This window comes from Nocardia aurantiaca (assembly GCF_009708175.1).
Lineage (GTDB): Bacteria > Actinomycetota > Actinomycetes > Mycobacteriales > Mycobacteriaceae > Nocardia > Nocardia aurantiaca.
This window is the reverse complement of record NZ_WMBB01000012.1, coordinates 186,990-201,411: the sequence shown is the minus strand read 5'-3', so window position 1 is coordinate 201,411 and position 14,422 is coordinate 186,990. Positions and strand designations below refer to the sequence as shown.

The following is a 14,422-nucleotide window of genomic DNA, read 5'->3' as shown; positions in this document are numbered from 1 at the left end:
ACAGATCTCCTGTGATGTCGATGTCGTGGGCGAGGACCACTTCACTGTGCCGTCGGACTGGCGGAATCCCGAAGGAAAGTGCCCGACTTTGATCGATACTGATGATTGTGACGGTGAATTCGATCGCTTCCGATCAAGATGCCGAGGTGTCCCGGCTGATCGCGGCGCTTCAGGTGAACGGGCGGGCTACCGCGGAGGAATTGGCCGCGGCGCTGAGGTTGAGTAGTACGCGGGTGCGGCGTCTGCTGTCGGCGCTGTCGGCCGGCGGAGGGTTACGGGTCGTCGCTGCCCCGCCGTCGACGGCGGGCGCGGAGGTGACCGTGCTACGAATCCGGGTGCTGCGCGGCAAGCTCGAGCCGCTGACCGCGGCGCTCGCCAGACAACCGCAGGTGCATTTCATCGATGTCTCCCGTGCCGGTGACGAGATCTGCGCGGTGGTCGTCGCCGAGCCCGATCATCGCGACCGGTTCGTGCTCGAACAGTTGCCCGCCACCTCCGCGGTGACGGCGGCGACCGCGCAAACCGTGTTGCACGGGTTCGCCGACGCCTGGGACTGGCGTCTGCATGCCCTGACCGAGACCGAAGCCACGGCCCTCCGTGTCGCGGTCCAGCCCGCTGACGGTTACCGCCTCGACGACACCGACCACCGCCTGCTCGACAGCCTCCGCCACGATGCGCGAACACCCGCGGCGCGTCTGGCGCATATGATCGGCATTCCGGAATCGACCGCCCGCCGCCGCATCCATCGCCTGATCGCTCACGGCCTCCTGCGCACGCGCGTGATCGTCGACCCGCACCTGCTCGGTCTGCATGTCGACGCCAATCTGTACCTGCGCGTGGCGCCCGCCGACCTGCACACCACCGGTGAAGCCCTCGCGCGGCATCCCGCGGTTCACGGCGCGGCGGCCACCACCGGACCCACCAACCTCCAGATCGCGCTGTGGCTACGAGATCTCGGTGAGCTCTATCGATTTCTCACGGTCGAACTCGCTCGATATCCCGTCACCGACGTCGAGACCGTTCTGATCGGGAGAGCAGTCAAGCGCGGCGACTACCCCGCCTTGCGGGCTCCAACACCCGATACGAATTATGGCAGCGTCGCCGCCGAGTGAAACACGTCTTGCTCCAGCACTTTTCATTTTCGTGCCACCGGTGAGCGACTCAGGCTGGGACGCGATCGGGCCCCTCGAGGATCGACAGCCGGATGGCGGCCAGCACGACAACTCGATGCGGCAGGCACAAGCGTCCGGGTTCGGGCTCGATGGCCCAGTGCCGGCCGAACGTCTCGTCGGACGTGGGTAGCAGGATCTTGCTGCCGTGGTCGGGCATGGTCACGCCGTGGTCGAACAGGAAGCGCCGAAGGCGTTGGGGTACCGGGTGATACGGCAACGGTGGCGCCACCGGAAAGGTCCAGCGGCGGCCGCGTGGTTCGGCGACCGCGGGCAGCGACGGCAGCCACGAGAGCCGGACCGAGACCCGGCGGGCCAGCGGAGCCGGTAGGTTCAGCGCCTCCACCGCGGCACCGACGGTGAGCAACGGCCGCTCGGCGTACATCTCGACCGGAAGTCCGTAGCGTGCTCTGAGCACGTGGGCCGATTCGTGAGGGGAGCAGCACGATTCGAACATCGGAACCTCCGGGCGCGCGACGATAAGCGCACTCGATGCCAGGGTGTCCGCGGGTTCCCGTGGCCGACGCGAGGCATGAACGGAGGATTCGCGTCGAGTGCGGACACCGGGCGATTGGAGGCTCGTCGACCGGCACCGAGTGCGAAAGACAGTGTTGCCATCGACCGTGCCACCACGGTGACGCGCGAATGGCATTCGGATGACGGGCTGTAAAGCTGTTTCCGCCGACCGCGGAACACCCATCGTGAGGGCGCTCAGCGACGAAAGAGCCCTACGCGGAGGAGCTTTGAAGCGGACACGGTGAATGCCGGCTGGTTTCTCGGTGTCGTGACCGCAGTGCGCGGAGGCGGCCGCGCGAGTATCGGTGGTCGCGACACCCGCACTCACGGCAACACCCGTCCCGGGCATGCCCGATGCGATCGCCGCCGGTTCGGCGGCCACTTTCTCATGGTGCTTCCAGCGGTTGCGGAATACATGAACCGAATCCGAGTGCGGAGCGGGAATTCGAGTGTTCCGCCCAGGACGAGAGATGCTGGAGCATAACGGAAGAGACTTGAATCCGATATTTGGGATCCATTGACAACCTCGTCTTGTCAATCGGTTCGGAACTACTGTTTCCCCTCGGACTCGTTGGGCCACTAGGTTCTCCATGCACGCACCCGGGCGCCACCCGAAGAGATCTCCGCGATTTCGCCCCATAAAGAGGTTTGATATGCCATTTCGAGGCCGACTCCTGGCCCCTGTCGCCGCGGCGGCGCTCGTGTTCACCGGTATCGCCGTCCAGCAGGGGCCGGAGGCGACGGCGGAACCGGGCGGCTGGACCCTGCCTCAGCTCACCGTCGCCAACGGCGCCATCACCGATGTCACCGGACGCACGGTGCTGCTGCGGGGCGCGAATGTCAACCAGCTCAACGACTATGCGCAGAACGATCCGGCGCTGCCGACCGTCGCACCGCTCGACCGCACGGATTTCGCCCAGATGGCGGCGCTCGGCTTCAACGTGGTGCGGCTCAATCTGGCCTGGTCCGCGCTCGAACCCACGCCTGGCGCGTTCGACCGGACCTATCTGGCCCGCATCCACACCGCCGTCGACGACGCCAAGGCGAACGGCATCTACACCGTGCTGGACATGCATCAGGACGCGTGGGGCAAGGCCGTCGGCACGCCCAAGGGTCAGGGCTGCCCGATCTTCATGAAGCCGGGTATCGGCTGGGATGGCGCGCCCGCGTGGGCGACGCTCACCGATGGCTGGACCACCTGCAATGTCGGCGGCGTCCGCGAGACCGCGCCCGCCGTGGCCCGCTCCTTCCAGAACTTCTACGACGACACCCAGGGCATTCAGGGCCACTTGGTCGACACCTGGGCGAGGTTGGCCGCCGAGTTCAAGGACGAGCCCGCCATCGCCGGCTACGACCTGCTCAATGAGCCCAATCCCGGTCTGCGCGACCCGTTTTCGGCGTCCGACCAGCTCGGCGAGTACTACCAGCGGGTCATCGCCGCCATCCGGCGGGCCGAGCGCGGGAGTCTGCCGCACCTGGCCATCTTCGAGCCGAGTGCGATCTGGTCGGCCATCGGCATCGACGCCACGCCGCCGGCGCACTACATCACCGATCCGCTGGCGGTGTTCTCGCCGCATCTGTACAGCGAGTCGATCAATATCGTGAACGCCTTCCCGTCCATAGAGCTGGGCTTCACCGTCGCCCTCGACGCCGCCGCCAAGTACAAGGTGCCGGTGTGGAGCGGCGAGTGGGGCTGGTTCGGGGATCCGAATTCCGATGCGGCCAAGGTGGATCGGTTCGTCGACCAGCTGAACGCCGATCGCATGGGCGGCGCGTGGTGGTCGTGGAAGCAGGCGTGCGGTGACCCGCACACCGTGCGCGACGGCAATACGAACAAGCCGCAGGGCAATCTCAACCGCATCGCCTGCCCCTCGGGCGCCGCGCTCGGTCAGGTCGCCGGATTCGCCCGGCCGCTGGCCCGCGCCTACCCGCGCGCCGTCCCCGGCACCCTGGCAACGGTCACCGCGAACGGCTTCGCCGGCACCGGGACCGGACGCGTGGAAGCCTGGTACCCCGGCGCCGCGCGCCCGAATCTCCAGTCCACCAATGTTTCCGAGCTCACCCTCACCCAGGTGGAGGGCGGCTGGCAGCTGACCGGGAACACCGTCGGCTCCTACTCGATCAAGCAGTCCTGACGGACACCGTCCTCGCGGAGCCGAAGGAGCTGCCGTCCGCCGGTTCGTCCAAGCATCGATCCCGATCGAGGCTGCGCGACGAGACCCTCGACCGATTGACATAACCACCGGTTACAAATACCTTCAGTATTCGAGTTCCAAGGGTATCCAACGAGGAGGTGGCGATGGGCGCGCCGCGGCAGCCTCGCATCGTGATCATCGGGGCCGGGGTGTCCGGCATCGCGACTGCTATCACCCTGCAGCGCAATGGGTTCCACGACTTCGTGATCCTGGAGAAGGGCGCCGACGTGGGCGGGGTGTGGCATTGGAACCATTACCCGGGGCTGACCTGTGATGTGCCCTCCCAGCTGTATCAGTTCGGCTTCGCGCCGAAGCCGGACTGGTCGCACATCTTCGCGCCCGGACCGGAGATCCAGCGATATCTGGCCGATGTGGCCGACCGGTACGGGCTGCGGGCGCAGCTTCGACTGAATTCCGAGGTGGTGGCGGCGACGTTCACCGGGTCGGGATGGGAGATCGAGACCGGCGACGGGAGCCGGCACGAGGCCGACTTCGTCATCGCGGCCACCGGCGTGCTGCACCACCCGGCCGTGCCGGACCTGCCCGGGCTGGGCGAGTTCACGGGCGACATCCTGCACACCGCGCGCTGGGACGACACCGTCGCCACCTCCGGGCGGCGGATCGCGGTCCTCGGCACGGGATCGACCGGCGTGCAGGTGGTTTCGGCCCTGCAACCCGAGGCCGAGCGCATCACTCACTTCGTACGCAGCCCACAGTGGGTGATCTGGGCCCCGATGCAGATCCCGCAGCCCGCGCTCGTCGGCGCGGTGCTGAACCGACTGCCACAGGTGAATCGCGCGCTCTACCGAGCCGGCCTGGCCGGGGCCGCCCTGTTCACCGATGTGGTCACCCGGCCCAGCTGGCGACGGCGCGCGGTCCAGGAGTACGCGCGCCTGAGCCTGCGCGCCCAGATCCTCCAACCCGAGCTGCGCGAACGGCTCACCCCCGACTACGAGCCGCTGTGCAAGCGCCAGGTCCTCTCCGGCACCTACTACCGCGCCCTGCGTGCCCGCAATGCCGAGCTGGTCACCACGGCCATCGAGGAGGTCACCCCGACCGGCATTCGCACCGCCGACGGCCGTCACCACGATCTCGACATGATCGTGCTCGCCACCGGCTTCCGCGCCCATGACTACATGAGGCCCATGAACCTGGTTGGTCGCGAGGGCATCTCGATCGACGACGCCTGGGCCGGGGGCCCGCGCGCCTACCGCATGACCGCGATCCCCGGCTTTCCCAACTTCTTCACCGTCCTCGGCCCCCACTCCCCCACCGGCTCCATCCCGCTGCACCACGCCGCCGAGGTGACCGCCCGCTACATCACCCGCTGGATCGAGCGCTGGAGCGCAGGCGAATTCGACACCGTCGAGGTCACCGAGGAGGCCACCGCCCAGTTCGAATCCGAGGTCGCCGAGGCCATGGGCCCCACGGTCTGGAACACCGGCTGCAACTCCTGGTACTTCACCGAGGGCGGCAGCATCGACCTGCTCCCCTTCGACCGGGCCACCATGGAATCCATGCTCGCCGACCCCGAGCCGGGCGACTTTCACCTGCAAACCATCTCATAACCTGTTCAGAGCACAATTATGGATACTCAGCAAATCTTCAGCTACTATCTGTAGATCGTCTTTCCCGCGAGTTCGGCTACCAGGGCGGAGATACGCCATGATCGGACAGCGCTCGTTTCGAAGACCTGCTCACGTTCTTGCTCTCGCCATCGGAATTACGGTCCTGACCTGCGGACCGGCCGCCACCGCACTCGCCGCCCAATGGCACGACTGGGATGCGGTCGTCCAGTGCGAGGCGGGCGGGGACTGGAATGCCGACACCGGCAACGGTTATTACGGTGGCCTGCAATTCACTCAGAGCACGTGGAAAGCCTACGGCGGCAGCGGAAACCCGGCCGATGCCAGCCGCGAGGAACAGATCCGCATCGCGGAACAGCTCCTCGCCCACCAGGGTCCTGGGGCGTGGCCCACCTGCGGCGCCTACCTCTGAGAATCTCCGTACCCGCCCCCGATGAGGTCGGCATATCGGTCGCCGATCGGCTTGCGGCGCACCTTCATCGTGGGATGAGGACATCGCTGCCCGGCTGCCAGTAGCCCAGCGCGATGGCGGCGAGGGCGATCTCCACTCCACGCGCGCGCAGCCCGGCGGTTCCGGGGCTATGCCCCGCCCCGCGGCGCCACGGTGACGATGCCCGCGGTGCAGATCAGGGCCAGGTCGCGACAGCGGGCCGTTCGGTGAAACCGGCCCGCACCACCACGGGCGGCATGCGCGGCAGATCCAGATCACAGGGACACGCCTGCGGCAAGGAGAGCCGACCGTCTCATGCCCGACCGGCCCGCAAGGCGAATCCGCGGCGGGAACAGGACATCTCGCGGCGCGCGGCGCGGATGCCGCCGCGCGACGTCCAGGAACGGCGAGAGGGTGATCGGGCCGCCGGGACCGAAGCGTGATCGGCCACATGTTCCCGGTCAGCCGCACCGGCCGCGCCGATACCGCGCGAAGCGCGGCCATCCGCTCACCCCGGCCGAAACTCGACAGTCGGCCGCCCGTCCGCTGGTTCGGCATCCATCCCAGCCGTGTCCATCCTCCTACCTCGTTGCCGACGTCGCCGCGGCACGCGCACCGACGCGATCGGACTGATATCCGTCGCATTCGACTGCCGCGCGGCGACGTTTACCTCATGGTTGCCCGATGCGGTGCGATCATCGTCACGACAGACGTCGAACCGCGAAAGGAAAGCCGATGGCCGACGAATCCACCGCATCCGAACGTATCGACGACCGCATCAAGGAGTTCGGCGATTGGCGCGGTGAAACCCTCGCCGCCGTGCGGGCTCTCATCCACGAGGCCGATCCGGACATCGTCGAAGAGTGGAAGTGGGTCAAGGCGACCAGTCCCGGCACCGCCGTGTGGTCCCACGACGGCGGCATCTGCACCGGCGAGGTCTACAAGAAGGCGGTCAAACTCACCTTCTTCAAGGGCGCGTCGCTTTCGGACCCGGCCGGGCTGTTCAACTCCAGCCTCGAGGGAAAGACCCGCAGGGCCATCGACATCGGCGAGAACGACAAGATCGACGCCACGGCGTTCATGGACCTCATTCGAGAAGCCGTCGCGCTCAACGCACGCGGCAAGTAGCCCGTCGAGGCGAATCCCGGTGCCCCGAACCGGTATTGGCGGGCGAGGTGATCCGGACGCGCCGTCGCGTGCCGATCAGCCTGCGAGTGAAGTGCCGACCGACCGACGGCGACACGCGGGCGGTTCGGTCACGGTTGCCTGTGAATTGCCTTAGGCGTAGCCCGAAGTCGTGCCCGGCCACCGAGGTGGTCGGCACAATGACGTGGCGGTTGTCGACAATCCGCGGATAATCGCGGCCGATCACATCGTCGACGCCCAGGCAGGCGTGCATCCGTTGCCCGCCATCGTTTTCCGGCTAGCACCCAGCCTGGAGGGCACATGCGCAGAGTGAGATCCGTTTCGCCGACGACTGCCGCGGGCGCCGGCTTCTCGCGCGGCACATTCCTGTGTGGCGCACTGGGAATCGCCATGGCCGGTTGGGGATTCACCGGCATGTCCGATGCCGACCCCGTCGCGGATTCCTCCGGTCCCGGTGCGGCCACACCGAATTGGAGCATGCTGGAACGTCGGATTCGAGGCCGCGTGGTCGACGCCGATGACGCCGACTACGGAATGGCCAAGCAGGTCTTCAATACCCGATTCGACGGCGAAACACCCATCGCCGTGGTGCAGGCGGCCGATACCGACGATGTCGTCGCCGCCATGAGTTTCGCGGCCGAACACCGGCTTCCCGTGGCCGCACGCTCCGGCGGGCACTCCTATGCGGGGGTGTCGACGGCGAGCGGCGCGATGATCATCGACGTCCGGCAGCTCACCGGGGTGAGTGTCGACGCGGGACGGGCGGTTGTGGCACCCGGCCACACCCTGTATGAGGTCTACCGCGAACTCGACCGGTCGGGTCTGACCATCCCGACCGGCATGTGCCCGGATGTCGGCATTGCCGGACTCGCCCTCGGCGGCGGCATCGGGTTCGAATCCCGCGCCTACGGCGTCACCTGCGACCGGCTCGCCGGTGCGACGCTCGTCCTGCCCGACGGCACCGTAACCGCGGTCTCCGAAACCTCCCGGCCGGAACTGTTCTGGGCGCTTCGCGGCGGCGGTCCACTGTTCGGCGTGGTCACCTCGCTCACCTTCGACACCTGCCCCGCGACCTCGAAAGACCTGGTGCGCCTGACCTTCCCCGGAGACAGGGCGGCCCGGGTGATCGCCGGATGGTCCACCTGGCTGCGCTGCGCGGACCGGTCCGAGTGGGCCGACGTCAGTGTCGACGCCGACGGCGACGGCAACCTGGACTGCTGGATGCAAATGGTCTGCCCGGCCGGTTCCGGCAGGCGGGCCGCGGCCGCGTTGACCGATGCGATCGGCATGCAGCCGCTGAGCGTCGACACGCAGACCCTCGATCACATGGACACGATCACGTATCTGGCGGGCGGCGGCCCCACCACACCGCGGGCGAGTTTCACCAACGGCTCCGACGTCGTCACCGACCTCACCCCCGATGCCATCGCGTACATCATCGAAGCCCTCACCGCCTTCTCGAGCGCGGGCGGCACCGGTTGGGTGCAGATCAACACCCTCGACGGCGCGATCGGCGATACCGCGCCCACGGCCACGGCCTTTCCCTGGCGCACCCACGCCGCCCTCGTCGAATGGGGCGCCTACCAACCGATCCCGCACGACACCGCCCTCGCCTGGATCACCGCCGCCCACCGGCGATTCGCGCCGGTCTCGGCAGGCGCGTACGTGAACTACCTCGAACCCGGCGATCCCCTCAGCCGCTATTACGCTCAGAACTACCCTCGCCTGGCCGCTCTCCGCCGGACCATCGACCCCGACAACCGAATCCGTACCGTGCTGACGGCCTGACCCGCTCAGAACTCCGCGAAGCGCAGCTGTGCGACTGCGTCGCGCCGTTCATCTCATCTCGCGCCCGCGCCCCGGCATGGCCGGCGGTGGCGGATCAGCTCAACAGCGTGCGCGCGTACCAGTCCTCGGTGCCGGTGACGCCCGGCAGGACGAAGAAGTAGCCGCCGCCGAAGGGCTGGACGTAGTCGGTCAAAGGCTCGCCGGCCAAGCGGGTTTGGATGGTTTCGAACTGGCGCTGAATGTCCTGCTGGAAACAGGTGAAGATGTGCCCGGCGGCGAGGTTGCCGTTGGGGTCGATGCCGAGGTCGTAGTTGTAGGAGCGGCGGAGGAGCTGCTGGTTGGCGGTGTCGGGGGTGCGGGGATTGGCCAGGCGGATGTGTGCGGTGGCGGGGGTGACGGTGGCGTCGGGGTCGGCGGCGTAGTCGGGGGTGTCGAATTCCTTGGTGCCGTCCAGGGGTGCGCCGGATTCGCGGCGGCGGCCGAACATGTTCTCCTGCTCGGCGATCGAGACGCGGTCCCAGAACTCCACCAGCATGCGGATGAGGCGGACCACCTGATAGGTGCCGCCACGGGTCCAGGCCGGTTCCTCGGGGCTGTCGACCCAGATCAGGCCGGCGGCATCGGACCCGGTCGGATTGGCGGTGCCGTCCTTGAAACCGAGCAGGTTGCGGCCGGTTCCGGACGGGCGAGCCGGGGAGTTGTAACCCTGGATCCTCCAGCGCAATTGGAGCCCGCCGCGGGTGTGGCGAGTGATGTCGCGAATGGCGTGGTGAATGGTGTCGGGGTTGTGGGCGCACAGCTGCAGCAACAGGTCGCCGTGCATCCAGGCCGGGTCGGGGGAATCGTCGGGGAAGATCCGCATCGGGGTCAGGTGCGCGGGCTTGCGCGCGGCCAGCCCGTAGCGCTGATCGAACAGGCTCGCACCGACACCGGTGGTGACGGTGAGGCCGTCGGCGGGGATATCGGGGCCGAGGACGGCGCTGTCGGCGGGCGGATGGCTCGGGCCCGGATCCGCCGGCGGGCCACCGGCGGTGAGGCGACGGGCGCGGTCGGTGAGCGTCCTCATCAGATCCGCGAGTTCCGCGCGGTTGGCGGCGGTCACGTCGAACGCGGCGAAGCAGGAGGCGGCCTGCCGATCGGCCGGAGCGGGAGTGAGGATGCCCGACTGGTGCTCGCCGTGGAATGGGAAAACCGGTGTGGTGGAGGGCTGCCCGCCCCCGGCTGCGGCGTCCACACGGGCGCCCTCGGCGAGCACGCCCGCGGTCAGGGCGGTTCCGGCCGCGCCCACGGCGGCGCCGGAGAGGAAGCGGCGGCGGCTGACGGTCATGGTGATGGCCTCGGTCCTTCGTAGAGAGTCAGTTCGCTTTGGTTTCCAGCAGCCGCGGCACCCGATCGAGCGATTCCAGGGCCGCGCCGATCGCGGCCAGCACCGCCTGCCGGGCCGCCTGCGGCGTCTGCGCCAGCGCACGCCAGCGGCCGTTGTCCTGGGTGGCCAACAGGGCGGTGCGCAGGCGATCCAGCTTGGCCCCGAGGTCGGGGCGCAGCTTCGGATCGCGCTCGTCCAGCGGGACGGCGAGCTGATCCAGGACCACACGGGTGACCTCGACATCGGCCAGCGTCGCCGGGTAGGCCGCGCCCGCGCCTTGATCGTCCAGGCCCGAAAGATGGTCGCGCAGCGCGTCTTCCAGGATCTCGTGGGCGCGCACCGGCAGGGTGGCCGGATCACCGGCGATGGCGGTGCTGGTGAGGTTGTCGCTTACCGTGGCGATGTCCGCGGTGAGCTTGTCCACCACGGGCAGCAGCTGATCCGGGCCCTGGCCGTGCCACAGGCCGTATTCCAGGCGGCGCAATCCGGTGAAGCGCGGGTCGTTGACGCCGTCCGGCAGGCCGCCGGGCAGGCCGTCCACGGCGGTGCCCGCGTCGCCGAAACTGTTGTAGGAGGCGCCGACCCGCTCCCACTCCTGCAGCGCGAGCAGCCAATCGGCCTGTGCGGCGGGAATATTGCGCGCCCGCAGATCCCGGCCGACCGCGCCGACCGCCCCGGTGACCCGGGTCAGGACCTGTCGCACATACGCCTGGTAGGCGTCATTGGGCGCGCGGAGTTCGCTGGCGCGGGCGGGTTTGAAGGCCGGGGGCGCGTCGGTCTGCGGACCGGTCGCCTGGACCCGCTGCGAGGACAGCGACGGACGACCCGACATCAGGCAGACGATGGTATAGCTGCCCGGATTCAGGGTCGCGGTCAGCTCGGCGGTGGTGCCGGGACCGATGTTCTCGATCTCACCGGCCACCGCGCCGTCCGCATCGACCAGATCGATCTCACCGGACTTGCCGGAGGCATTGCGCACCGCGATGGTCTGGGTGCCGGTGTGCGCGGAAGTCCATTCCGGTGCACAGGCGTCGGCGGTCACGGAGACGGTGCGGGTGGTGTTCTCATCGCCGGACGGGAGCAAGGCGATAGCGGTGGCTGCCGCCAGCACCGGCACCACCACGAGGGTCGCGCCGACCAGCGCGGGGCGCGGACCGGCGATCCGCTCCCACCAATCCGCGTGCGCGGGTTCGGTTTCCGGCTCGGTCGCGGCGGGCTCCGTCGCCGGGGTTCGGCCCGCCCGGACGAACAGCGGAATCACCGTGGCCAGGTAGGCGATCCACGCCATCACTTGGAGCACCGTCATCTTCGGCGAGAGGTTGGTGACACCGGTGATGATCGAGACCCACCACGAGTTCGGATCGACGTGCGCGGTCAGATCGAACGCGATCCACCGCGCACCCGGCAGCCAGCCCGCCTCCTGCAGGTCACCGAGGCCGTAGGCGAGCACGCCCGCGGCGATCACGATGAGCAGCACGGCGGTCCGGTTGAAGAACACGCCGAGGTTCAGCCGCACCGCCCGCCGGAACAGCAACCAGCACAATGCGATCGCGATGCCCAGCCCGAGCGCCGCGCCCACCAGCGGCGCGACGGTCGACCCGGCCGCCTTGACGGCCGTCCACACGAACAGCGTGGTCTCGAGCCCCTCGCGCCCGACCGCCAGGAACGCCGTCACCGCGAGCACGCCCGCGCCCAGTCCGGCGGCTCGCGCGACCTCGCCGCGCAGCTGCCCCGACAGCGCGGCCCCGGTGCGCCGCATCCAGAAGATCATCGCGGTGACCAGGGCCACGGCCAGCACGCTCAGCACACCTGCGACCACTGCCCGCGCCGAACTGGTCAACACGGCGGTCGAATAGGTCAGTACGGCCGCGAAACTCCCCGCTACCGAGACCGCGCCGAGCACGCCCAACCACACCGGCGTGGTCGGCACCGGCCGTTCGGGGGTGGACAGCCTGCGAACGGCGGCCAGCAGGATGGTCACCACGAGCCCCGCCTCGAGGCCCTCCCGCAGGCAGATCAGCAGATTCGGCACAGCCTCGGCAACGCTCACGCTTACCAAAGGTAAGCCATACCTACATCCGCGTCCATCGGGGTACGGTCAGCGGCGGTCGCTCACATGGCCATCGGGGGCATCAGGCCCTGCTGGTGCAGCCACATCATGATCGCGTGGCACATCTGCATCAGCGGCGATTGCATGTCCATGCCATTCATGTCCATCGAACTCGTCTCCTCGAACGCGGACCGGCCGACCGCCGGCCGTGTCGGTTTCGACGATCACACGGGACGGCGCGTCGCCATCAGGGTCCGAAGGCACTACGGTGTGGCCGAAGTTCCCGACCGCATCTCGATGCCCTCCACCGGATCGGCGCGGACCGGTACCGTGCCGCCATGACCACCGAATCCCGCGCCGCCACGCCTTGGCCCGCGTGGCTGACACCGAACCTGCGGGTGCTGTGCGGGGTCAGCTTTCTCGCCGACACCGCGAGCGAGCTGGTCTACCCGATCCTGCCGATCTTCCTGACCGCTGTCCTGGGTGCTCCGGCCGCGGTGGTCGGAGCGGTGGAGGGACTGGCCGAAGCCGCCGCGGCGGCCACCAAGATCATCGCCGGGCGATTGGGTGACCGTTCTCGCAAACGTCCGCTCATCGCGCTCGGCTATGGGCTCGCGGCCGTCGGCAAAGTCCTGGTGGCGGTGGCCGGCGCCTGGCCGATCGTGCTCGCCGGCCGGTGCGTCGACCGGTTCGGCAAGGGTGTGCGCAGCGCGCCCCGCGACGCCCTGCTCATGGTCGACGCCGACCCCGCCCACCGGGGCAGGATCTTCGGAGTGCATCGCGCCGCGGACACCGCCGGCGCTGTGCTCGGACCCGCCCTGGGTCTGGTGCTGTACGAGCTGCTCGACCACCGCATCCGGCCGTTGCTGTTCATCGCGGTGATACCCGCGCTCGCGGCGGTGGCGCTGATCGCGGCAGTCCGCGAAAAGCCCTCCGCGCCGGTCACTTCCGCGCCCCGGCCCGCACCGGTGGACACCGGCGCCGAGCCGCTTCCGGCCCGTTTGAAGGCCGTCATCGCGCTGCTCACGGCCTTCTCGCTGGTGAACTTCCCGGATTCGCTGTTGCTGCTGCGCGCCCATCAGCTCGGTCTGTCGGTGGCGGGGGTGATCGCCGCGTACGTCGTCTACAACCTGGCCTACGCCCTGCTCGCGTATCCGGCGGGCGCCGTATCGGACCGGCTGCCCCGGCATCTGGTCTTCGCCGCCGGTCTGGCGTGTTTCGCCATCGGCTACCTCGGTCTCGGGCTGGCGTCCGGACCGGGCTGGGTGTTCGTCGTGCTGCCGCTCTACGGCGGATTCGCCGCCGCGACCGACGGCGTCGGCAAGGCGTGGATCGCCGACCTGGCCCCGACCGCGCGGCAATCCACGGCCCAGGGCCTCTACCAGGGTCTGGGCGGTGCCGCGGTCCTCGTCGCCGGGCTCTGGGCCGGCCTGGTCTGGCAGGGCGACGGCCGTGTCCCGCTGCTCATCTCGGGCGGCTGCGGCGCCGCCCTCGCGGTCGGGCTCGTCTTCGGGGGACACCGCATGGCCGGGGCGAGGCGGCGGGCGGCACGATTCGGGTCCTAGCGGCGCGGTCGCCGGCCGGGCAGCGTCCAGGCGCGAAAGACGAGCAGGCGCATGGACGCGTACATGAACAGGCCCTCGCCCAGACCGCCGAGGATGCGGGCGATGCGGTAGTCGAGGCCCACGGTGGCGACAGCACTGGTGACGCCGAGGATGAACACGAGATAGTTGACCGCGACCACCACGACGTAGATGGAGACCTGTGGGCCGACGGCCGCGTGGGATTCGAAGTTGAGTATCCGATTCAGCAGGTAGCTCAATCCGAACGCCGTGCAGTAGGCCACGGTCACCGCGATCGGCAGCGCCACCTTCAGCGCCCCGTGCAGTGCGGTGAGCGCCACCAGATCGACCGAGAACGTGAATCCGCTCACCAGCAGATAACCGACGAACGTCGGCGCCACGAACCGGCCGAACCCGAACGGCAGCCGCGCGACCACCCCGTCGCACACCCGGTGAAACCAGCGAACCGCCCGTGCCGGTCGCGCAACCGTCTCCATCGCCACCCGACCACGGTGGCACCGCCACATGACCCCCAGGTGATCACCGGGCCAACTCCACGGCGCGCACGGCGGCACGAATTTTCCCGCCGCACCGGATCCGGGATCCGCGCTTAT

The 14,422-nt window shown here is 68.8% G+C and carries 11 protein-coding genes; 7 read left to right on the top strand and 4 right to left on the bottom strand.

Annotated features, from left to right (window positions below; translation table 11 throughout):
* The first annotated feature begins 113 nt into the window (after window positions 1–113).
* Window positions 114–1,112, top strand: a complete 999-nt coding sequence (locus tag GLP40_RS25185) for an Lrp/AsnC family transcriptional regulator (protein WP_328290631.1) — start codon at window positions 114–116, stop codon at window positions 1,110–1,112.
* A 49-nt stretch (window positions 1,113–1,161) separates the two neighbouring features.
* On the opposite strand, the gene GLP40_RS25180 is transcribed toward GLP40_RS25185, so the two are convergent.
* Window positions 1,162–1,587, bottom strand: coding sequence for a hypothetical protein (locus GLP40_RS25180; protein WP_154790465.1), 426 nt, complete (start codon window positions 1,585–1,587; stop codon window positions 1,162–1,164).
* A 751-nt stretch (window positions 1,588–2,338) separates the two neighbouring features.
* Here GLP40_RS25180 and GLP40_RS25175 point away from each other — a divergent pair.
* The 5 genes from GLP40_RS25175 to GLP40_RS25155 all read left to right on the top strand — a co-directional run bounded on the left by GLP40_RS25175 (window position 2,339) and on the right by GLP40_RS25155 (window position 8,830).
* Window positions 2,339–3,820, top strand: a complete 1,482-nt coding sequence (locus GLP40_RS25175; protein ID WP_154790464.1) for a glycoside hydrolase family 5 protein — start codon at window positions 2,339–2,341, stop codon at window positions 3,818–3,820.
* Between the two features lie 164 nt (window positions 3,821–3,984).
* Window positions 3,985–5,448, top strand: coding sequence for a flavin-containing monooxygenase (locus GLP40_RS25170; RefSeq protein WP_154790463.1), 1,464 nt, complete (start codon window positions 3,985–3,987; stop codon window positions 5,446–5,448).
* Between the two features lie 97 nt (window positions 5,449–5,545).
* A complete protein-coding gene (locus tag GLP40_RS34575; protein WP_154790462.1) occupies window positions 5,546–5,878 on the top strand; it encodes a transglycosylase family protein in 333 nt (110 codons plus the stop codon).
* Window positions 5,879–6,631: 753 nt separating this feature from the next.
* Entirely contained in the window at window positions 6,632–7,024 is a 393-nt protein-coding gene (locus GLP40_RS25160) for a DUF1801 domain-containing protein (protein WP_154790461.1), read from the top strand.
* 318 nt (window positions 7,025–7,342) lie between these two features.
* Window positions 7,343–8,830, top strand: coding sequence for an FAD-dependent oxidoreductase (locus GLP40_RS25155; RefSeq protein ID WP_154790460.1), 1,488 nt, complete (start codon window positions 7,343–7,345; stop codon window positions 8,828–8,830).
* A gap of 94 nt (window positions 8,831–8,924) precedes the next feature.
* On the opposite strand, the gene efeB is transcribed toward GLP40_RS25155, so the two are convergent.
* Complete coding sequence (efeB, locus tag GLP40_RS25150) at window positions 8,925–10,157, bottom strand: iron uptake transporter deferrochelatase/peroxidase subunit (RefSeq protein ID WP_154790459.1); 1,233 nt, start codon at window positions 10,155–10,157, stop codon at window positions 8,925–8,927.
* 28 nt (window positions 10,158–10,185) lie between these two features.
* Entirely contained in the window at window positions 10,186–12,246 is a 2,061-nt protein-coding gene (gene efeU, locus GLP40_RS25145) for an iron uptake transporter permease EfeU (protein WP_328290630.1), read from the bottom strand.
* A 338-nt stretch (window positions 12,247–12,584) separates the two neighbouring features.
* On the opposite strand from efeU, the gene GLP40_RS25140 reads away from it, so the two are divergent.
* Window positions 12,585–13,811 carry an MFS transporter gene (locus GLP40_RS25140; RefSeq protein WP_154790458.1) on the top strand — a complete coding sequence of 409 codons (1,227 nt, stop codon included), beginning with the start codon at window positions 12,585–12,587 and terminating at the stop codon, window positions 13,809–13,811.
* Here GLP40_RS25140 and GLP40_RS25135 read toward each other — a convergent pair.
* Window positions 13,808–14,305, bottom strand: a complete 498-nt coding sequence (locus GLP40_RS25135; RefSeq protein WP_154790541.1) for a GtrA family protein — start codon at window positions 14,303–14,305, stop codon at window positions 13,808–13,810. The genes GLP40_RS25140 and GLP40_RS25135 overlap by 4 nt on opposite strands.
* Between the last annotated feature and the right edge of the window lie 117 nt (window positions 14,306–14,422).

Excerpts from the sequence above, each read along its gene's own strand:
- GLP40_RS25155 (WP_154790460.1), top strand. The coding sequence starts at position 7,343 with ATGCGCAGAGTGAGATCCGTTTCGCCGACGACTGCCGCGGGCGCCGGC.
- GLP40_RS25135 (WP_154790541.1), bottom strand. The coding sequence starts at position 14,305 with ATGGAGACGGTTGCGCGACCGGCACGGGCGGTTCGCTGGTTTCACCGG.
- GLP40_RS25175 (WP_154790464.1), top strand. The coding sequence starts at position 2,339 with ATGCCATTTCGAGGCCGACTCCTGGCCCCTGTCGCCGCGGCGGCGCTC.
- GLP40_RS34575 (WP_154790462.1), top strand. The coding sequence starts at position 5,546 with ATGATCGGACAGCGCTCGTTTCGAAGACCTGCTCACGTTCTTGCTCTC.
- GLP40_RS25160 (WP_154790461.1), top strand. The coding sequence starts at position 6,632 with ATGGCCGACGAATCCACCGCATCCGAACGTATCGACGACCGCATCAAG.
- GLP40_RS25170 (WP_154790463.1), top strand. The coding sequence starts at position 3,985 with ATGGGCGCGCCGCGGCAGCCTCGCATCGTGATCATCGGGGCCGGGGTG.
- GLP40_RS25140 (WP_154790458.1), top strand. The coding sequence starts at position 12,585 with ATGACCACCGAATCCCGCGCCGCCACGCCTTGGCCCGCGTGGCTGACA.
- efeB (WP_154790459.1), bottom strand. The coding sequence starts at position 10,157 with ATGACCGTCAGCCGCCGCCGCTTCCTCTCCGGCGCCGCCGTGGGCGCG.